Source organism: Kitasatospora sp. NPDC058444 (assembly GCF_042721415.1).
In the GTDB taxonomy this organism is placed as follows: Bacteria; Actinomycetota; Actinomycetes; order Streptomycetales; family Streptomycetaceae; genus Kitasatospora.
Window position 1 is genome coordinate 1 of sequence record NZ_JBHXLL010000044.1, and the last position, 18915, is coordinate 18915.

Annotated in this window: 14 protein-coding genes; 8 read left to right on the forward strand and 6 right to left on the reverse strand. The window is 74.3% G+C overall.

Features of this window, described 5'->3' with window-relative positions; genetic code table 11:
* Positions 1-556: 556 nt before the first annotated feature.
* The 6 genes from ACFWP2_RS32100 (at position 557) to ACFWP2_RS32125 (ending at position 9505) form a co-directional block, all read left to right on the forward strand.
* Positions 557-2989, forward strand: coding sequence for a SulP family inorganic anion transporter (locus ACFWP2_RS32100; protein WP_380458031.1), 2433 nt, complete (start codon positions 557-559; stop codon positions 2987-2989).
* Between the two features lie 242 nt (positions 2990-3231).
* The gene (gene acs, locus ACFWP2_RS32105) at positions 3232-5190 is read left to right on the forward strand and encodes an acetate--CoA ligase (RefSeq protein WP_380458033.1); all 1959 of its coding nucleotides are present in this window, start codon (positions 3232-3234) and stop codon (positions 5188-5190) included.
* Between the two features lie 442 nt (positions 5191-5632).
* Positions 5633-7087: a Na+/H+ antiporter NhaA gene (gene nhaA, locus ACFWP2_RS32110; RefSeq protein WP_380458035.1), complete on the forward strand. Its 1455-nt coding sequence runs from the start codon at positions 5633-5635 to the stop codon at positions 7085-7087.
* A gap of 189 nt (positions 7088-7276) precedes the next feature.
* Positions 7277-7753, forward strand: coding sequence for a phage holin family protein (locus tag ACFWP2_RS32115; RefSeq protein WP_380458037.1), 477 nt, complete (start codon positions 7277-7279; stop codon positions 7751-7753).
* Between the two features lie 193 nt (positions 7754-7946).
* A complete protein-coding gene (locus ACFWP2_RS32120) occupies positions 7947-9101 on the forward strand; it encodes an alpha/beta fold hydrolase (protein ID WP_380458039.1) in 1155 nt (384 codons plus the stop codon).
* 194 nt (positions 9102-9295) lie between these two features.
* Positions 9296-9505 carry a hypothetical protein gene (locus ACFWP2_RS32125; protein WP_380458041.1) on the forward strand — a complete coding sequence of 70 codons (210 nt, stop codon included), beginning with the start codon at positions 9296-9298 and terminating at the stop codon, positions 9503-9505.
* Between the two features lie 122 nt (positions 9506-9627).
* Here the strand turns inward: ACFWP2_RS32125 and ACFWP2_RS32130 are convergent, their stop codons facing one another.
* The 4 genes from ACFWP2_RS32130 to nth all read right to left on the reverse strand — a co-directional run bounded on the left by ACFWP2_RS32130 (position 9628) and on the right by nth (position 13485).
* A complete protein-coding gene (locus ACFWP2_RS32130; RefSeq protein ID WP_380458043.1) occupies positions 9628-10329 on the reverse strand; it encodes a metal-dependent hydrolase in 702 nt (233 codons plus the stop codon).
* A 273-nt stretch (positions 10330-10602) separates the two neighbouring features.
* Positions 10603-11790 (reverse strand): MarP family serine protease, encoded by a 1188-nt coding sequence (locus ACFWP2_RS32135; protein WP_380458045.1) that lies wholly within the window; start codon positions 11788-11790, stop codon positions 10603-10605.
* A gap of 46 nt (positions 11791-11836) precedes the next feature.
* Positions 11837-12610, reverse strand: coding sequence for an NUDIX hydrolase (locus tag ACFWP2_RS32140; RefSeq protein ID WP_380458048.1), 774 nt, complete (start codon positions 12608-12610; stop codon positions 11837-11839).
* Positions 12607-13485 carry an endonuclease III gene (gene nth / locus ACFWP2_RS32145; RefSeq protein ID WP_380458050.1) on the reverse strand — a complete coding sequence of 293 codons (879 nt, stop codon included), beginning with the start codon at positions 13483-13485 and terminating at the stop codon, positions 12607-12609. The genes ACFWP2_RS32140 and nth overlap by 4 nt, the downstream gene beginning before the upstream one ends.
* 123 nt (positions 13486-13608) lie before the next feature.
* On the opposite strand from nth, the gene ACFWP2_RS32150 reads away from it, so the two are divergent.
* Both ACFWP2_RS32150 and ACFWP2_RS32155 read left to right on the forward strand, forming a co-directional pair.
* Positions 13609-14223 carry a DNA-binding response regulator gene (locus tag ACFWP2_RS32150; RefSeq protein WP_380458052.1) on the forward strand — a complete coding sequence of 205 codons (615 nt, stop codon included), beginning with the start codon at positions 13609-13611 and terminating at the stop codon, positions 14221-14223.
* Positions 14224-14461: 238 nt separating this feature from the next.
* The gene (locus tag ACFWP2_RS32155; RefSeq protein WP_380458054.1) at positions 14462-16990 is read left to right on the forward strand and encodes an FtsX-like permease family protein; all 2529 of its coding nucleotides are present in this window, start codon (positions 14462-14464) and stop codon (positions 16988-16990) included.
* A gap of 46 nt (positions 16991-17036) precedes the next feature.
* Here ACFWP2_RS32155 and ACFWP2_RS32160 read toward each other — a convergent pair whose 3' ends face one another.
* Together ACFWP2_RS32160 and ACFWP2_RS32165 are read right to left on the reverse strand one after the other, a co-directional pair.
* Positions 17037-18269, reverse strand: a complete 1233-nt coding sequence (locus tag ACFWP2_RS32160) for a sensor histidine kinase (protein WP_380458056.1) — start codon at positions 18267-18269, stop codon at positions 17037-17039.
* A 140-nt stretch (positions 18270-18409) separates the two neighbouring features.
* A complete protein-coding gene (locus tag ACFWP2_RS32165) occupies positions 18410-18910 on the reverse strand; it encodes a MarR family winged helix-turn-helix transcriptional regulator (RefSeq protein ID WP_380458058.1) in 501 nt (166 codons plus the stop codon).
* Positions 18911-18915: the final 5 nt, after the last annotated feature.

An 18915-nucleotide genomic window follows, 5' to 3' on the forward strand; every position in this document is an offset into this window, starting at 1 on the left:
CCCTTACTGCCGCGGGGGGGGTGGGGCGCCCCCGGGGGGCCCCCCCCCCCGCGGGGCCCCCCCCCCCGCAACCCCACCACAACCGCGGCCGGGCCCCCCCCCCCCCCCCCGGGGCGCCCGCGGCCCGTTTCGCCATGCCCTGCCCATCCCCGCCCCGACCCAGACCCACCCCGGCCCCGGCCCCGGCCCGCAGACCGGAGAGTGCCGCGCCCGCCGCCACGAGCAGATTCCCGACCGTTCGGCCACCACCCATTGGGGTGAATCAGGGGGTTTTCCGCTTCCCTCCCGGAACCACGCTGTGCAAAGCTTTCATTACCCTCGGTTTACCGAGTCTTGATGGTTCGCCCGGCGGCCCCCGGTGAGACGTCCCGCACCTCGCCCGGAGCCCTGGTGGGCCTGATGGTCAACGCCGGCCGGTGACACCCGCACTCCCCCGCCGCGCCCACGCCATCCCGCCACACCGTCGCGCCCACGACAGCCGATCCGCCCCGGAGCCCCACCCCGGACTCACCGCCGGACCTGACTGCGTTCGCTCCCCCGGACAGACGGGAAGACAATGACCCTCGACATCTCCACCGCCCCCATCGCCTCCGACACCACCGACCACGCGCCGCCGGGCCCGAGCGCCCGGATCCGATGGGCCCAGGACCTCTCCGCGTCCCTCGTGGTCTTCCTCATCGCCGTGCCGTTCTCCCTCGGCATCGCGCTCGCCACCGGCGCCCCGCTCACCGCCGGCCTGGTCGCCGCCGCCGTGGGCGGGATCGTGGTCGGGCTGTTCGGCGGCACACCGCTCCAGGTCAGCGGCCCCTCGGCGGCGCTGACGGTGATCACCGCCGGACTGATCGCCCGGTACGGCTGGCAGGCCACCTGCGCCATCACCGTGGCCGCCGGCCTGCTCCAACTCCTGCTCGGCGCACGCCGGGTGGCCCGGACGGCACTCGCCGTCTCACCCGCGATCGTGCACGGCATGCTGGCCGGTGTCGGGATCACCATCGCCATCGCGCAGCTCCACGTCGTCCTCGGCGGCTCCCCGCAGAGCTCCGCGATCGCCGACATCCTGGCCCTGCCCGGCCAGTTGGCCGGCCCGCACCCACCCGCGGTGCTGGCCGGCGCGGTGACCGTGGCCGTCCTGGTCGGCTGGCCCCGGCTCCGCCGGCTCCCCGGCCGTGCCGGCGAGTTCGGCGCCCGGCTGGCCAAGGTGCCCGCTCCGCTGGCCGGGGTCGCACTGGCCACCGCCCTCGTCTTCGCCCTGGACCTGCGGCTCGCCCGCGTCGAGCTGCCCGCCTGGCGGCCGGAGTCGCTCCTGCCCGCGCTGCCGCACGGCCCGGTCCTCGGGCTGCTCGCCGCCGTCCTCACCGTCACCGCCGTGGCCAGCGTGGAGTCACTGCTGTCCGCCGTCGCGATCGACCGGATGTCCCGGCGCACCGGCGACCTCGACCGCGAACTGCGCGGCCAGGGCCTCGCCAACCTGGTGAGCGGACTGGTCGGCGGGCTGCCGGTGGCCGGGGGCGCGGTGCGCAGCACTGCCAACGTACGGGCCGGCGGCCGGACCAGGTGGGCCTCGGTGCTGCACGGCGTCTGGGTGCTGGCCGCCGCACTGGCGCTGACCGGCGGGCTGCGCCACATCCCGCTGGCCGCGCTCGGCGCGTTGGTACTGGTGGTCGGGCTGCAGATGGTGAGCTTCGCGCACATCCGGAAGGTGCACCGGCACCGCGAGTTCCCCGTCTACCTGATCACCGTGCTCGGCGTGGTGGCCGCCGGCGCGCTGTGGGGCGTCGCGATCGGCGCCGGCACCGCCATACTGCTCGCCCTCTACCGGCTGACCCGCGCCCACGTGGACGTGGCGACCGGCCCGGACGGCGTGGTCACCGTCCAGACGCACGGCCCGCTCACCTTCACCGCCGTGCCCCGGCTCAGCCGGGCGTTGGCCGGCATCCCGGCCGGGGCCGAGGTCACGGTGGTCCACGACGGCTCCTTCCTGGACCACGCCGCGTACGAGACGCTGCACACCTGGCGGGCCGGGCACCAGGGCGAGGGCGGCCGGGTCTCGATGGTGACGCGCCGCCAGGACGACGAGGTGCTCGACCCGGACGGCACCGTGCGCGCGGGCAGTTCGGCGAGCCCGCACCGCTGCCGGGCCTGGACGCCCTGGGTCGGCCACCACTGCATCGAGCAGCAGGAGGACCCGCACGGGCGGCTGCTGGACGGAGTCCGGGTGTTCCAGCTGCACACCGCCCCGCTGATCAGGCCGGAACTCGCCCGGCTGGCGCGCGAGGGGCAGACGCCCTCCCAGCTCTTCCTGACCTGCGCGGACTCCCGGATGGTCACCAGCATGATCACCAACAGCGGCCCCGGGGACCTGTTCACCGTGCGCAACGTGGGCAACCTGGTGCCCGCCCCGCACGAACCCGGAGCGGCGGACGACTCGGTGGCCGCCGCGGTGCAGTACGCGGTGGAGGTGCTGGAGGTCCGCTCGATCACGGTCTGCGGCCACTCCGGCTGCGGCGCGATGCAGGCCCTGCTGGACGGCGTGCACGAGCGCCCCGGGCCGCCCACCCCGCTGGCCCGTTGGTTGCGCAACGGCCGCGGCTCGCTGGACCGGCTCCGGCGGGTCCCGGCGGAGTTCGCCACCCGCCCCGCGGTGGACGTCGTGGAACAGCTCTGCATCACCAACGTGGTCCAGCAGTTGGACCAGTTGATGGCGAACCCGGCGGTGGAGCGCCGGGTCGAGGAGGGCACCCTGCGGCTGGTCGGGATGTACTTCGACTTCGCGACGGCCCAGGCCTACGTCCTGGACCGGGCCGCCGGGACGTTCAGCCCGGTCGAGGCCCGCGCCGGGAAGCGGGCGAACGGAATCGAACACCACGCCGAGGACCCCACCGGAACCGGTCCCGCTGTCCGGCCGAACGCAGCATCGGCCGAACGGGTGAGGAAGGACGACCGGGTTCCGGTCGAGGGCGGCGAGGAGGGCCCCCGACTGGCCGCCTGAGAGCCGGGTCCGTGTCCCCGCCGGGCGGGCCGGGGCACGGGCCCATCCACCCCCGAACGGCCGTCCGGTCCTGCCCGGCGGACCGCGCGGGGAACCGGTCGGCCATCGGTCAAAGGTCTACACCAATTCCCAGGAGCCTCTTGTCAACTGCCCCGTTCGCCTGGTGAGCTGTGCGCTGGGACACACGGGACAATCCCCACGCACGGGAACGCCCCCGATCATGACTCGATGAGGAGTGCGCGTTGAGCAACGAGAGCCTGGCCAACCTGCTCAAGGAGGAGCGGCGCTTCGCCCCGCCGGCAGAGCTCGCCGCAGCCGCCAACGTCACCGCGGCCGCGTACGCGCAGGCCTCCGAGGACCGTCTGGGCTTCTGGGCCGAGCAGGCCCGTCGCCTCACCTGGGCCGTCGAGCCGACCGAGACCCTCGACTGGTCCAACCCTCCCTTCGCCAAGTGGTTCGCCGACGGCAAGCTCAATGTCGCGTACAACTGCGTCGACCGCCACGTGGAGAACGGCCTGGGCGACCGGGTCGCGATCCACTTCGAGGGCGAGCCCGGCGACGGCCGCTCGATTACCTACGCCCAGCTCAAGGACGAGGTCTCGCAGGCGGCCAACGCGCTGCTGGAGCTCGGCGTCCGCAAGGGCGACCGGGTCGCCGTCTACCTGCCGATGATCGCCGAGGCGGTCATCGCGATGCTCGCCTGCGCCCGGATCGGCGCCGCCCACTCGGTGGTCTTCGGCGGCTTCTCCTCCGACGCCGTCGCCTCCCGTATCCAGGACGCCCAGGCCAAGCTGGTCATCACCGCCGACGGCGGCTACCGCCGTGGCAAGCCCTCCGCCCTGAAGCCGGCCATCGACGAGGCGCTGACCAAGGTCGACGGCGTCGAGCACGTCCTGGTGGTCCGCCGCACCGGGCAGGACATCCCGTGGACCGAGGGCCGCGACGTCTGGTGGCACGAGATCACCGCGCGCCAGTCCACCGAGCACACCCCCGAGGCGCACGACGCCGAGCACCCGCTGTTCATCCTCTACACCTCGGGCACCACCGGTAAGCCCAAGGGCATCCTGCACACCTCGGGCGGCTACCTCACCCAGGCCAGCTACACCCACCACGCGGTCTTCGACCTCAAGCCGGAGACCGACGTCTACTGGTGCACCGCCGACATCGGCTGGGTCACCGGCCATTCGTACATCGTCTACGGCCCGCTCGCCAACGGCGCCACCCAGGTCGTCTACGAGGGCACCCCGGACACCCCTCACCAGGGCCGGTTCTGGGAGATCGTCCAGAAGTACGGCGTGACCATCCTCTACACCGCGCCGACCGCGATCCGCACCTTCATGAAGTGGGGCGACGACATCCCCGCGAAGTTCGACCTGTCCTCGCTGCGGGTACTGGGCAGCGTCGGCGAGCCGATCAACCCCGAGGCCTGGGTCTGGTACCGCGAGCACATCGGCGGCGGCAGGTGTCCGATCGTGGACACCTGGTGGCAGACCGAGACCGGCGCCATGATGATCAGCCCGCTGCCGGGCGTCACCGAGACCAAGCCGGGCTCGGCCCAGCGCGCCCTGCCGGGCATCGCGGCCACCGTGGTGGACGACAACGCCGTCGAGGTGCCGAACGGCTCCGGCGGCTACCTGGTGCTCACCGAGCCGTGGCCGTCCATGCTCCGCACCATCTGGGGCGACGACCAGCGCTACATCGACACCTACTGGTCGCGCTTCGAAGGCCGCTACTTCGCCGGTGACGGTGCCAAGAAGGACGACGACGGGGACATCTGGCTGCTCGGCCGGGTGGACGACGTCATGCTCGTCTCGGGCCACAACATCTCCACCACCGAGGTCGAGTCGGCCCTGGTCGGCCACCCCTCGGTGGCCGAGTCCGCCGTGGTCGGCGCGACCGACGCCACCACCGGCCAGGCCATCGTCGCCTTCGTGATCCTGCGCGGGGGCGTCACCGAGAGCCCCGAGCTGGTCGAGGAGCTGCGGGCGCACGTCGGCCGCACGCTCGGCCCGATCGCCAAGCCGAAGCAGATCAAGGTGGTCGGCGAGCTGCCGAAGACCCGTTCCGGCAAGATCATGCGCCGCCTGCTGCGCGACATCGCCGAGGGCCGCGAGGTCGGTGACACCACCACCCTGGCCGACAGCACGGTAATGAGCCAGATCCAGGCCCAGCTGCCGACCTCGGACAACGGCAACGGCTGAGCCCACGGCGCCGGCAACGGCTGAGCCCACGGCGCCGGCAGCGGCCGAGCCCGCACCACTGACAACGGCTGAGCCGGCAACGCCGGCCACGGCTGAGCGCCACTGAGACGACGGCTGTGCCCCGGGCGGTGATCACCGCCCGGGGCACAGCCGTTTCGTCAACCGCCACCCGGGCATCGAGCCGCCGCAAATCCGCCCATCCGGGCATCGAACCAACGTTCGAGTTCAGGGCCACCGCTCCTCCGGAGTGCGAAACCGGCCCGTAGGGATTAAGTCCTTTGTTAGGACAATCCGGATGTCACCCAAACGTCCCGCTAGACTGTTAAGGACGCATCAAGATCCCCTGACAGGAGTCGCGGGCGTCACAGGGCGCGCCGGGAAGTCTGGTCGGCAACTGCACCACCCGTGCATCCGTTGCCGCTCCCAGCCCCAGGAGGTCCGCGTGACCGACCAGCCGCCCGTCCACGAGCCGACGACCCGCCGCCGGCAGTTCCTCGGCCGGCTGTCACTGCCCGAGCGCACCTTCATCACCGACGCGCTGCGCACCGAGACGGTCGGCGGCATGCTGCTGCTGGGCGCCGCCGTCATCGCGCTGATCTGGGCCAACGTCTGGCCGCAGGCCTACCAGAGCGTGCTCGACTACACCGTCGGCCCCTCCGCCCCGCTCCACCTCCACCTCTCCCTGGCCACCTGGGCCCAGGACGGCCTGCTGGCGATCTTCTTCTTCGTCGCCGGGATCGAGCTCAAGCGCGAGTTCGTCGCGGGTGAGCTGCGTACGCCCAGTGCCGCGCTGCTGCCCGTGGTCGCCGCCGTCTGCGGGGTGGCCCTGCCCGCGATCCTCTTCGCCCTGGTGAACTCCGGCAGCGGCGGGCACCTCGGCGGCTGGGCGATCCCGACCGCCACCGACATCGCCTTCGCGCTCGGTGTGCTGGCCGTGGTCGGCAGCCACCTGCCGTCCCCGCTGCGCGCCTTCCTGCTCACCCTGGCGGTGGTCGACGACCTGATCGCGATCCTGATCATCGCGATCTTCTACAGCCACGGCATCAAGTTCTGGGCGCTCGGCCTCGCCTTCGTCGGGCTGGCGCTGTTCTGGTTCCTGCACCGGCGCGGCGTCCACGGCTGGTACCTCTTCGTACCCCTGGCCTTCGTGACCTGGGCGCTGATGCACGAGAGCGGCATCCACGCCACGGTGGCGGGCGTCGCGATGGGCCTGATGTTGCGCTGCCACCGGGAGGGCGACGAGCAGCACTCCCCCGGCGAGCACATCGAGCACCTGGTCCGCCCGCTCTCGGCCGGTCTCGCCGTCCCGCTGTTCGCGCTGTTCTCGGCCGGAGTGGCCGTCTCCGGCCCGAAGCTGCGCGAGGTGTTCACCCAGGCCGCCCCGCTGGGCATCGTGATCGGCCTGCTGGTCGGCAAGTCGGTGGGCGTGTTCGGCGGCGCCTGGCTGACCGCCCGGTTCACCAGGGCCGAGCTGAACCCGCGGCTCAAGTGGGCCGACATGGTCGCGGTCTCGGTGCTGGCGGGCATAGGTTTCACCGTCTCGCTGCTGATCAGCGAGCTCGCCTTCCCGGAGGACCCGGCGCTCGCCGCCCGGGCCAAGACGGCGGTGCTGGTCGGCTCCGTGCTCTCCGCGGTGGTCGCCACCGTCCTGCTGAAGCTGCGCAACCGGCACTACCGCGAGCTGTGCGAGGAGGAGGACCGGGACGTGGACGGGGACGGCATCCCCGACATCTACCAGGAGGACGACCCGGCCTGGCAGGCGCGGGTCGGCGAGTCGGCCCGCCCCGCGACCGGCGAGGAACGCGGCTCCGGCCCCGACCCCCGCCCCGGCCCCGGCCCCGACCCCCGCCCCGGCTCCGGCTCCGGCCGCCAGGGGCGGTCCGGAAACCCGGGCTGAGGCGCCCGGAGCGCCCCCGATGGCCGGGACACATCCCTCCGGCGGGGCCCCGGAGTGGTGTCCGACTGACCGGTAGGGGCATGATTCTGAGCTGTCGACAACCCACAGACGCCTCCGGACCCCCCACCGGCCCCGGAACCGCACACCCGCGGCGGCGTCACGCCGCACAGCCGCAGAGGAGAACCGCTGATGCCCGCAGGAGCCGCAGACCCGTCCAGCAACGGCCGGGCGCCCTACGAGGGCGAGCGTTCGGTGGGGCAGCTGTTCGCGGCGGCCACCGCCGACCTGTCCGCGCTGGTCCATGACGAGATCGCGCTCGCCAAGGCCGAGATCCGGGCGGACGTCAAGCGCGGCGTCTCCGGCGGCGTCTCGCTGATCGTCGCCGGTGTGGTGGCGCTGTTCTCCATCCCGATGCTGAGCGCCGCGGCGGCCTTCGGCATCCACGCGCTGGGCCTGTCGCTGGGCTGGTCCTTCCTGATCGTGGCGGGCGCCTACCTGCTGCTCGCGGTGCTGCTCGGGATGCTGGCCTGGCGCTCGTTCAAGAAGATCGAGAAGCCGGTGCGCACCATCGAGGGCGCTCAGAAGACCGCCGACGTGCTGAAGAACGCCCGGCCGCGCCCGGCCACCCAGGAGGAGATCGACCGGGCCTTCGGCCGCATCCCGTAACCGACCCCGCGTCGGCGGACCGTCCCCGCGTCAGCGGACCGTCCCCGCATCAACGGGCCGTCCCCGCACCGGCGCCCCACCGAGGCCACTGCCCGGCCTCGGCGGGCGGGGCGGCCCCGCACCGGCGGGCACCGGACCCGCCGCCACGAGTGCCGGGCACGTGTCCGGCGCGCGGATGTGACACGCTCTCGGTATGCCGCTTGACCAGACGCCCGTGCCCGCGCAGCCGTCCGCCGACCCCGGTGCCAACTCCGGTGCCGGCTCCGGCGCCGACTCCGATGCCGGACTCACCCCCGGAGGCCCGGCCGGCCCCGAAGTCCCCGGCACCGCCCCGAAGGGCAACGGCCCGGCACCCGCGCGGGAACCCGGACGGGAACCCAGCCGGGAGCCCGGACGGGAACCCGTCGAAGCGGCCTCCTCCGGGGCCCCGGCCACGGGCGGCGAGGAGGCCTGGAGCGTCCGGCAGACCGGCCCGTGGACGCACCGCGACCTCGCGGCCAACGGCGCCCGCTTCCACATCGCCGAGCTGGGCTCCGGCCCGCTGGTCCTGCTGGTCCACGGCTGGCCCGAGTACTGGTGGGCCTGGCGCCACCAGCTGACCGCGCTCGCCGAGGCCGGCTACCGGGCGGTGGCGCTCGACCTGCGCGGCATCGGCGGCAGCGACCGCACCCCGCGCGGGTACGACCCGGGCAACCTCGCTCTGGACATCACCGGGGTGATCCGCTCGCTCGGCGAACGCCGGGCGCACCTGGTCGGGCACGCCTCCGGCGGCACCCTCGCCTGGGTGGCGGCCGTGATGCGACCGTCCGTCATCCAGAGCCTGACCGTCGTCTCCGCCGCGCACCCGCGGGACCTGCGCCGGGCACTGCTGACCGACCGCCGGCAGTTCGCCGCCTTCGAGCACGTGCTGGGCTTCCAGCGGCCGTGGATACCGGAGCGCCGTCTCGTGGCCGACGACGCCGAGCTGGTCGGCCGCTACCTGACCTCCTGGACCGGTCCGAACGGCCTGGACGAGGCCGCGGTCCACGCGTACCGGCAGGCGATCCAGATCCCCAGCACGGCGCACTGCTCGATCGAGCCGTACCGCTGGCTGCTGCGCTCGATGGCCCGGCCGGACGGCATCCAGTTCGCCCGGCGGATGAAGAAGCCGATCACCGCGCCGACCCTGCACGTCCAGGGCGCGGCGGACCCGGTGCTGCTGTCGCACACCGCACTCGGCGGCGGCGAGTACGTGGCGGCGCCGTACCGCTGGCGGCTGCTGCCGGGCGTCGGGCACTTCCCGCACGAGGAGGCGCCGGAGGAGTTCACCGCCGAGCTGCTGGACTGGGTCGGCCGTCACAAGGAGTGACCCGGACGCAGCCGGCCCCGGCCGGAGGCGTCCGTACGTGGCCGCACGCGTCCGCAGGCGTCCGTACGTGCGGTCGACCGGAAGGGTCCTTGGGCCCAACTCCCTTGCGTTGTCGCTCATATGACAACCGCATAGGCCAATTTCGGCGGAGCCCGAGCGGTTACCTCCACCGGCCCAGGGGCATCCATTCCGGTATGAGTTGGATGCCCGAAAGCGGCGGCGCCCCGCGCGGCCGACGTCACAACAGCCCCCAGCGCTCCGCCCACCGGCCCGACCGTGCGGACGACCTCGGCTTCGACGGCCCCGACGGCCACCGGCGCACGGAACGGCGGCAGCTCGGCATCCCCCGCATCCTCGGCCGACGCGCCCGCTGGGTGGGCGCGCGACTGCGGCGCGAGACCTGAGGCCTCGCGCCGCCCCGCATCGGCCGGCACGCCGAGCCCCGAGCCCTGAAGCACCCGAGCCCCGGCAAACCGAGGCCGGAGGCCCGAGCCCCGAGCACCCGGCCCGGCCCGGCGAGGCCCGTTCAGTTCACGATCGTCGGCGACAGCGCGGTGAACCAGAGCAGCACGAAGGTCGCCACCGACATGATCGGCACCAGCACCTTGGTCTCGACGCTGTTGCCGCTGCGCTTGATCAGCACGACCTCGTAGCGCTCCTTGTGCGGCCAGAGCAGCGGTGCGCCCTTCTTGGTCAGGCAGTCGCCGAGCAGGTGCGCCAACGTGCCCAGGGCCACCGCGTACGGCAGCCAGCCCGGCGAGTTGGGCATCCAGGTGTTCATCCCGAAGGTGCCGAGCGCGGCCAGGCCGATGACGGTGATCCAGGCCTCCGGGCCGTCGCCCGGCGGGCAGAGCCGCAGGGCCCGGATGGCGAGCGCGAGGAGGAAGAAGGTCAGCCCGAGGGTGAAGTTGCGGCCCAGGTAGGTGACCCCGGCCCAGGTGCCGCCGCCCATCAGCGCGACGAACAGCAGCGAGTGGGTGGCGTGCCGGTGGCCGCCGGAGACCCAGGCCACGAAGCGGCAGAGCACCTTGGAGACGGGGCCGAGGAAGTTGGCGATGGAGCCGTCGTGGTGGTCGAGGTCCGGCAGCAGGGCCGCGCCCGCGCACAGCACCGTGCCCATCAGTATGTCCGCCGGCTGCAGGGTGGTGTGCAGCAGCAGCGGGGGCAGGAAGGGAGCCGAGGCCGCGTACAGCATCGCCCCGCTCACCGCGTGCGAGTGACCCATCATCGGACTGCCACGACCTCCCGTCGGGCCCACGCCGGGACGGCGCCCGGTTGAGCCGAACGGGTGAGCGCGGCCGACGCTACCAGGGCCACCTGACGGGGCGACGGATATCGGACCGACCGGCCCGGCGCGCCCGCCCCGCGCCCGCGTCACGCGCCCGTCGGGCCCACGCCGGCACGGCACCCACCGGAGCGACGCCCACCAGAACGACGCCCACCGGAACGCCACCCACCGGGCCGGCGCCCACCAGACCGACGCCCACCGGAACGCCACCCGTCAGAGCGCGCACCCCTGGGTGTCCACCCGGGCGGTCGCCGCGCCGCCCTGCTCGACGTCCTCGCGCACCTCGGCCGCGGTCAGCACGTACCCGGTGTCCGCACTGTCCAGCGACTTGGCGAAGACCACGCCGTACACCTCGCCGTCCGGGGTGAGCAGCGGGCCGCCGCTGTTGCCCTGCCGGACCACCGAGCGCACCGAGTAGACGTCGCGGACCACCTGGCCGCGGTGGTAGATGTCCGGGCCGTTGGCCTGGATCCGGCCGCGGATGCGGGCCGGCTGGACGTTGAAGGCGCCGTTCTCCGGGAAGCCGGCCACGATCGCGCTGTCGTTGGTCTTCGCCTCGCCGGCGAAGGACAGCGCGGGCGCGTTCAGCTTGGGCACGTCCAGGACGGCGATGTCGCGCTGCCAGTCGTAGCGGACCACCGTCGCGTCGTACAGCTGGCCGACCCCGCCGATCTGCACGGTCGGCTCGTTGACCCCGCCGACCACGTGGGCGTTGGTCATCACCCGGTGCGGGGCGAAGACGAAGCCGCTGCCCTCCAGGGTCTTGCCGCAGGACGTCGCCGTGCCGACCACCTTGACCAGGCTCTGCTTGGCCCGCGCCACCGCCGGGCTGGCGGCCAGCGCCGGGTCGGGGCTGTCGACCTGGGTGATCGGCTCGTGCTCGAAGGGGTTGAAGACCTGCGGGAAGCCGTTGCGGGCGAGCACCTTGGAGAAGTCCGAGAACCAGTTCGGCGCGTCGCCGGGCAGCGCGTTCTGCACCCCGCCGAGGACCGCCGAGGTGCGCACCTGCTTGGAGACCGTCGGCAGCGAGGCCCCGGCCAGCGCCGATCCGATCAGCCAGGCCACCAGCAGCATCGAGACGACGTTCACCACCGCGCCGCCGCTCGAGTCCAGCACCCGGGCCGGGCGGCGCCCGATGTGTCCGCGCAGCTTCCAGCCGAAGTGCGCGGTGATCGCCTGGCCGATCGCGGCGAGGACGATCACCACGACGACGGCCACCACCGAGGCCGTGGTGCCCGGGCCGATGTGGTCGAGCACCAGCAGCGGCAGCAGTTCGACGGCGAGCAGGCCGCCGCCGAGGAATCCGACCAGCGAGAGCACGCCGACCACGAAGCCCTGCCGATAGCCCGACACGGCGAATGCCACGGCCGCGGCGATCAGCAGCACATCCAGGACGTTCACTCGGACACCCTCCCACGGTCCGTCCGCCGCGCGCGCCGACGGCCGGTCACGAAGCGTCGGCGTCGCCGCTCGACAGCACCCGGGAGTGTTCGAGGTCCCCCTGGACCAGGGCCAGCGCGTCGTCCGAGAGGTCGACGATCCGGGACGGGTCCCAGGGCAGTTCCAGGCCGCTGTGGTGCATCACCCGGTCGATCACCCCGGCGGTGAAGCCCCAGACCAGCCGTCCGGCGACCTTGAAGGCCGGCCCGATGTGCCCTGACGGGTGGCGCAGCCGCACCCGGTTCTCCGGGTCGGCCAGCTCCGCGATCGTGACCCGGAACACCGCGCCGGTCTCGGCCGTGTCCACCGGGCGCACCGGCGACTCCTCGCGCCACCAGCCGAGCACCGGGGTCACCACGAAGCCGCTCACCGGGATGTACAGCCGGGGCAGCTCGGCGAACACCTGCACCCCGGCCGGGTCCAGGCCGGTCTCCTCCCAGGCTTCGCGCAGCGCCGCCGCGATCGGGCCCGGTCCGTTCGGATCGCCGTCCTCCGGGTCCAGCACGCCGCCCGGGAAGGACGGCTGGCCGGCGTGCGAGCGCAGCGAGCGGGCCCGTTCGATCAGCAGCAGGTCCGGGCCCTGCGGCCCCTCGCCGAACAGCATCAGCACGGCCGCCGGCCGGCCGCCCTCGGGCGGCGGCAGGAAGCGGCTCAGCTGCTCCGGCAGCACCCGCTCGGCCGCTTCCCTGACCGGTTCCAGCCAGGTCGGCAGCCCGTCCGCCTCGACGCCCCGCACGACTTCCCCGGCTTCCGGCCCCGGGTGCCCGCACCGCCCGCTCATGCGTCCACCGCCAGGTCCGCGACCTGTCCGTGGTGGACGGCGGCGTCCGCGCGGGCGGCCGCCTCACCGGGGAAGTCGGCCGGCGGCCGCAGCCGCTGACCGGGCTGGCCACCCATCTCGTACTTCAACAGCTTGCGTGCCTTCTCCGGGTCGGTCTCCCCCTCGCCGTACGAGGGGCAGAGCGGCGCGATCGGGCAGGCGCCGCAGGCGGGCTTCTGGGAGTGGCAGATCCGGCGGCCGTGGAAGACCACCCGGTGCGAGAGCATCGTCCACTCCGACTTCGGGAAGATCTCGGCGACGGCCGCCTCGACCTTCACCGGGTCCTCCTCGGTGGTCCAGCCGAACCGCCGGGCCAGCCGCCCGAAGTGGGTGTCCACGGTGATGCCGGGGACCCCGAAGGCGTTGCCGAGGACGACGTTGGCGGTCTTGCGGCCGACACCGGGCAGGGTCACCAGGTCGGCCAGCCGGCCGGGGACCTCGCCGCCGAACTCGTCGCGCAGCGCTATCGAGAGGCCCAGGAGCGACTTCGCCTTGTTCCGGAAGAAGCCGGTCGGGCGGATGATCTCCTCCAGCTCCTCCGGGTTCGCCGCCGCCATGTCCTCCGGCGTCGGGTACTTCGCGAACAGCGCCGGGGTGGTCTGGTTCACCCGCAGGTCGGTGGTCTGCGCCGACAGCACGGTGGCCACCAGCAGTTGGAACGGGTTCTCGAAGTCCAGCTCCGGATGCGCGTACGGGTACAGCTCCGCCAGCTCGCGGTTGATCCGCCGGGCCCGCCGCACCATCGCCAGGTGCGATTCCGGCTTCCTCGGCTTCACCGCCGCCTTCTTCGCCACCGGCGTCTTCGCCGCGGCCTTCCGGACCTTGCTCTCTGCCATGCACGAAGGCTACGCCGACCGGCGGACCGCTCGCGGCCGATCAAGCGCGGAAACCGGCTCTGGCAAGGCCTGTTGTCTAATGAAGTCCGCTCGTGGCCGTCATCTGACAGGGGGAGAGTACGGATGATCAGGGTCCTGCTGGCCGAGGACATGAGCATGGTCCGCGGCGCGCTGATGGCCCTCCTCGCGTACGAGGAGGACCTGGAGGTCGTCGCCGACGTGGAGCGCGGGGACGAGGTGGTGCCGACCGCCCTGGCGGTGCGCCCGGACGTCGCGGTGCTCGACATCGACCTGCCCGGGCTGGACGGGCTGCGGGCGGCGGCCGAACTGCACGAGAAGCTCCCCGGGTGCCGGACGCTGGTCCTCACCGGGCTGGTGCGCCCCGCCCACCTGCGCGCCGCCTTCTCCGCCCGCGCGCTCGGGTTCCTCGGCAAGGACGCTCCGGCGCGGGAGCTGGCCGCGGCGATCCGCCGGGTGGCCGCCGGCGAGCGCGTCGTCGACCCGGAGCTGGCGCTGGCCGCCCTGGACACCCGGGAGAACCCGCTGACGCCCCGGGAGTCCGAAGTCCTGCGGCTCGCGGCGCGGGGGGACTCCGTCAGCGAGATCGCCGCCCGGCTGTTCATCTCGACGGGTACCGCGCGCAACCACCTGGCCGCCGCGGTGGCCAAGACCGGGGGGCGCGGCCGGGTCGACGCGATCCGGATCGCCGAGGAGATGGGCTGGCTGCCGACGGCGTAGCCGCGCGGTGTGCCGCGGTGTACCGCGATGTGCCCCGTGGTGCGCGCCACGGGGCGGGCACCACGGGGCACACCGCTTTCAGGTCGACGGACCGTGCGTTTCGCACGGATCCGTCCGTGGACCGCCCACGGCGAGGCCTTCCGAGGCCTTCCTTCGTCGACGAACCGAAATCCGGTCGGCACCCCCGGAGCTAGGCTCGCGATGTCATCGAGGGCGAACCACCGGGGGGCTGAGCCACGTGTTGAAGCTGGCCTGGCGGACGGTGCGGGCCCGGAAGGCGGGCTTCGCCGGCGCCTTCACCGCGCTCGCCTGCGCCCTGGTCCTGACCACCGCCTGCGGCGTCCTGCTGGAGTCCGCCCTGCGCGCGGGCACCCCCACCGAGCGCTACGCCGCGGCCCCGGTGGTGATCGGCGACGGCACCCGCATCCCGGACGCCGGACCACTGGCCGCGGAACTCGCCCGGCTGCCCGGTGTCACGGCCGCCGTCCCGGAGGTCTCCTTCCCGGCTGCCGTGGTCGCCGCCACCGGGAAGGTCCTCACCGGGCCGCAGGGCGGCCCCTCGCTCGGGCACTCCTGGACGAGCGCCGCCCTCACCCCGTTCCGGCTGACCACCGGCCGCGCCCCGGCCGGGCCGGACGAGGTGGTCCTCGACACCGCGACGGCCGCCCGCGCCGGGGTCACGGCCGGCGCCACCGTACGGCTGGCCACCACCGGGGCGCCGCGCGACTACACCGTGGCCGGACTGGCCGCGGCACCACGGGAGTTGTCCCGGCAGAGCGTGCTCTTCTTCAGCCCCGGGCAGGCCGCCGGGCTCGCCGGGACGACGGCCGGCGCGGACGCGATCGGGCTGACCGTACGGGAGGGGACCGACCCGCGGGACGTGGCCGAGCGGGCCCGGCCGGCGCTCGCCGCGGCCCGGGCCCGCGACGGCGCGGCCGACTGGTCCGGGCCCCGGGCGCACACCGGCGACGAGCGGGGCGAGCTGGAGTTCTCCGGCGCTCCCGGCCCCGGGGACGGCCTCTCCTCACTGGCCGGGACGACCGGCGTGCTGTCGCTGTTCGTCGCGGTCTTCGTGGTGGCGGGGGCGCTCGCGCTCTCCGTCCAGCAGCGGCTGCGCGAGATGGCCCTGCTGCGGGCGGTCGGCGCCACCACCGGACAGGTGCGGCGGATGATCGCCCTGGAGACGCTCGTGCTGACCCTCGCGGCCGCGGTCGTCGGCCTCCCCGCCGGGACCGGCCTCGCCGCGCTGCTGCGGGGCGAACTGGTCGACCGCGGGGTGGTCGGCTCGGACGTGCCGCTGCACGTCGGGCCGACCGCCCCGCTGATCGTCCTCGGCGTCGTCGTCCTCACCGCACAGCTGGCCGTCGGGGCCACCGCGCGCCGGGCCTCCCGGGTCGCGCCCACCCGGGCGCTGCGCGACTCCTCGGCGCCGCCGCCCGGCGTCGGCCGGATCCGGACCGGGCTCGGGCTCCTGACGCTCGCCGGATGCGGCGCGGTGCTGGCCGGTTCGACGGACGGCCGCCGCGGGGCGGGGACGGCCGAGAGCATGGTGCTGGTGCTGCTGCTCGCGGTGGCCCTGCTCGGACCGCTGATCGGCCGGGTGGCGAGCGTGGCGATCGGCCGGCCGGTGAGCCGGCTTTCCCCGGTCTCCGGCCGCCTCGCCTCCGCCGCTCTGCGGGCCCAGCCGCGCCGCTTCGCCGCCGCCGTCACCCCGCTGGTGCTGGCGGTGGCCTTCGCCGGCTCGGTGCTGTTCGTCCCGGTGGTCAAGGCCCGGGCCACGGCGGCCGAGGACGGCCGGCGGCTGCTGGCCGACCACGTGGTCCGGGCCGACGGGATCGGCCTGCCCCCGGAGTTCACCGCCGCCGTACGGCAGTTGCCGGGTGTCGCGGCGGCCGACGGACTGGTCTCCACGACCGTCCTGGCCTCCGCCGGGGAGGTCGACCGGCGCGCGCTGGACGCCCGGATCGTCGAGCCGCGGGGGCTGGCGCAGCTGGTCGACCCCGGGGTCACGGCCGGTTCGCTGGACGGGCTGCGCGGCGCGGGCATCGCGCTGGGGCGGCGGACGGCCGCCGCGCTCAAGGCCGGTGTCGGCGGCAGCGTCCGGATCGAATGGCCGGACGGCACCGGCGACACCGCGACGGTGGCCGCCGTGTACGACCGCGACACGCGGTTCGCGGACGTGCTGCTGCCCGCCTCCTTCGCCGCCGCCCACGTCCCGGACCCGCTCACGCCCACCGTCCTGGTCCGCACCGCCCCCGGAACCGACCCCCGGCAGGTGGGCCGGGAACTCCGCGGCCTCGCCTCGGTCTACCCGATGGCCCGGGTCGACGACCGGGCCGCCTACGACGCGGCGCGTCGGCGTCAGCAGGAGTCCGCCACCGCGGTCGGGCGGCTGCTGCTCGGCATGATCGGCCTGTTCACCGCGATCGCCGTCGTCAACACCCTGGCGATGGCCACCGGCGAGCGGCTGCGCGAGTTCGCGCTGCTGCGGGTGGTCGGCGCCACGCGGCAGCAGGTGCTGCGGATGACGGCCTGGGAGGGCGGGATCACGGTCGCGGTGGCGCTCGCCCTCGGTACGGCGGTCACCGCCGCCGTCCTGGTCCCGGTCAGCCTGGCGCTCACCGGGACGGCCTGGCCCGCGCCGCCCGGGAACTGGGTGGCCGCGGTGCTGGGCGGGGCGGCACTGCTGGGGGTGGGCACCGTCCTGCTGACCACCTGGCTGGCGCTGCGCCGCAAGCCGGTCGAGACGATGGGGATGCGCGAGTAGCGCGACCGGCCCCCGCGCCCGGCCCCGGCCCCGGCCCTGGCCCCAGTCAGGCGGCGCGGGCGGCTTCCCGGGCGGGCGCGGCCTCGACGACGGCGGTGAGGTGGAACCAGCCCGCGCCGTCCCGCTCGGCGGTCAGCCGGCCGCCGACGGCCCGCAGCCGCTCGGCGAGGTTGCCGATGCCGCGGCCGCCCTCCGTACCGCGCCCGCCGCACCCGCCGAGCGAAGCATCGCCTGCTACGCCTGGAGCATCGCCCGCTTCGCGCGGCACACCGTCGTTGGAGACCGCCAGGCGCACCGTACCCGGCTCGTCCCGGCCGACCCGGATCCGGCAGCGCCTGGCCGCGCTGTGCCGCAGCAGGTTGGTGACCGCCTCGCGCAGCACGGTGGCCAGCACCGCCTCGAGTTCGGGCCGCAGCCCCTCGCAGTCCAGGTCGGTCTCGACCTCGATGCCGGCCGTCCGCAGCGCCGAGACCGCCGAACGCGCCTCCCGCGCCAGGGACATCCGGAGGTCGCCGTTGGAGAGCCGACGGGTGTCCGCCATCGCCTGCCGCACCAGTGCCAGCACCTCGGCCATCTCCGCGCGGGCGCGTTCCGGCTCCTCCGCGGCCAGCCGTTCGGCGAGCTGGCACTTCAGTGCCGCCACGGAGAGGCTGGAGCCGAGCAGGTCGTGCAGGTCGCGCGCGAAGCGCAGCCGCTCGCGGTCCACCGCGAGCTCGGCCAGCTCGGTCCGGGCCTCCCTCAACTCGGTGATCAGATGGGCGAGTCGGGCCACTCCGTACACCACGGCACCGCCCACGGCGGTGGTCACCGACGCGTTGACGCACTGCCCGATGTTCCCGCCCAGTGCCGCGCAGAGCGGGTACTGGACGGCCACCAGTACGGCGAACAGCACCCAGGAGCGCGGCGCCGTGACGGTCAGCAGCACCGACCCGGCGAACGACCCGGGGATGCCGACCCACGCGCCGTCGAGGAGCAGGAACGGCAGGTAGGTGAGCACCCCGTGGGCGACCAGGCTCCACGGCCACCAGCGCCGCGCCAGGCGCCACGGGCCGGCGTGGCCGAGCTGCAGGGCGAGCAGGACCAACAGGAGGGCGACGGCCGGAAGTTGGTAGGCCAGGCCGTCGTGGTTGCGGACCGTGGCCACCACCGAGGCGGCGCAGAAGCCGACGGCGACCATGACCACGATGCCCCGGGTGAGCCGTGCGAGCGGGTCTCCGGAGCCGCCTGGGCGCTCGGGGCGGGAGCGATCGCCGTCGGTTCGGTCCGCGCTGTGGCCCAAGGGGAGCTCCCGGTAGACGACTCGACACACCGCGCGCGGAGCGGGAGCCCGCCGTACCCGGCGCGCCCCCGTACGCCCGCACCCCGAGCATAGTTTCCCGTCCGGGCCGCCTCGTTGACGCTCCGTCAGATCGGGTCGACTCAGCCCAGGGTGCGGCCGATCGTCCCTTCCAGGCTGTTCAGCAGCCCGCTGAGGGCCTCGGCGAGCCGGTCCAGCTCGGCGGGGGTGAGTCCGGCCAGCAGGGCGCGGTCGTAGGCGACGAGCTCCTGGATCAGGCCGTCCACCAGCGTCCGGCCCTCCTCGGTGAGCGCGAGGTGGGCGACCCTGCGGTCCCGGTCGTCGGTGCGGCGGCTGACCAGGCCGCGCTCCTCCAGCAGCCGCAGGCGCTTGGTGACGGCGGCGCCGGAGGCGAAGCTCTCCCGGGCCAGCTGGGTGGGGGTCAGTTCGCGGTCGAGGCGGCGCAGGGCGCCGAGGATGTCGAACTCGGCGCGGGTGAGGCCGGCCCGGGTGAGCGGGTCGGGGGTCTGCTGGAGCAGCGCGGCGCAGCGGTTGATCCGGCCGAGGACGGCGATCGGACCGGTGTCCAGCCCCGGGTAGGCCCGCTCCCACTGGCGCAGCACACCTGCGACGACGTCCTCCACGTGCG

Coding starts and splice junctions, on each gene's coding strand:
- ACFWP2_RS32115 (WP_380458037.1), top strand. CDS start 7,277: ATGCCCGCAGGAGCCGCAGACCCGTCCAGCAACGGCCGGGCGCCCTAC.
- nth (WP_380458050.1), bottom strand. CDS start 13,485: ATGGCAGAGAGCAAGGTCCGGAAGGCCGCGGCGAAGACGCCGGTGGCG.
- ACFWP2_RS32125 (WP_380458041.1), top strand. CDS start 9,296: ATGAGTTGGATGCCCGAAAGCGGCGGCGCCCCGCGCGGCCGACGTCAC.
- ACFWP2_RS32130 (WP_380458043.1), bottom strand. CDS start 10,329: ATGATGGGTCACTCGCACGCGGTGAGCGGGGCGATGCTGTACGCGGCC.
- ACFWP2_RS32140 (WP_380458048.1), bottom strand. CDS start 12,610: ATGAGCGGGCGGTGCGGGCACCCGGGGCCGGAAGCCGGGGAAGTCGTG.
- ACFWP2_RS32150 (WP_380458052.1), top strand. CDS start 13,609: ATGATCAGGGTCCTGCTGGCCGAGGACATGAGCATGGTCCGCGGCGCG.
- ACFWP2_RS32100 (WP_380458031.1), top strand. CDS start 557: ATGACCCTCGACATCTCCACCGCCCCCATCGCCTCCGACACCACCGAC.
- ACFWP2_RS32120 (WP_380458039.1), top strand. CDS start 7,947: ATGCCGCTTGACCAGACGCCCGTGCCCGCGCAGCCGTCCGCCGACCCC.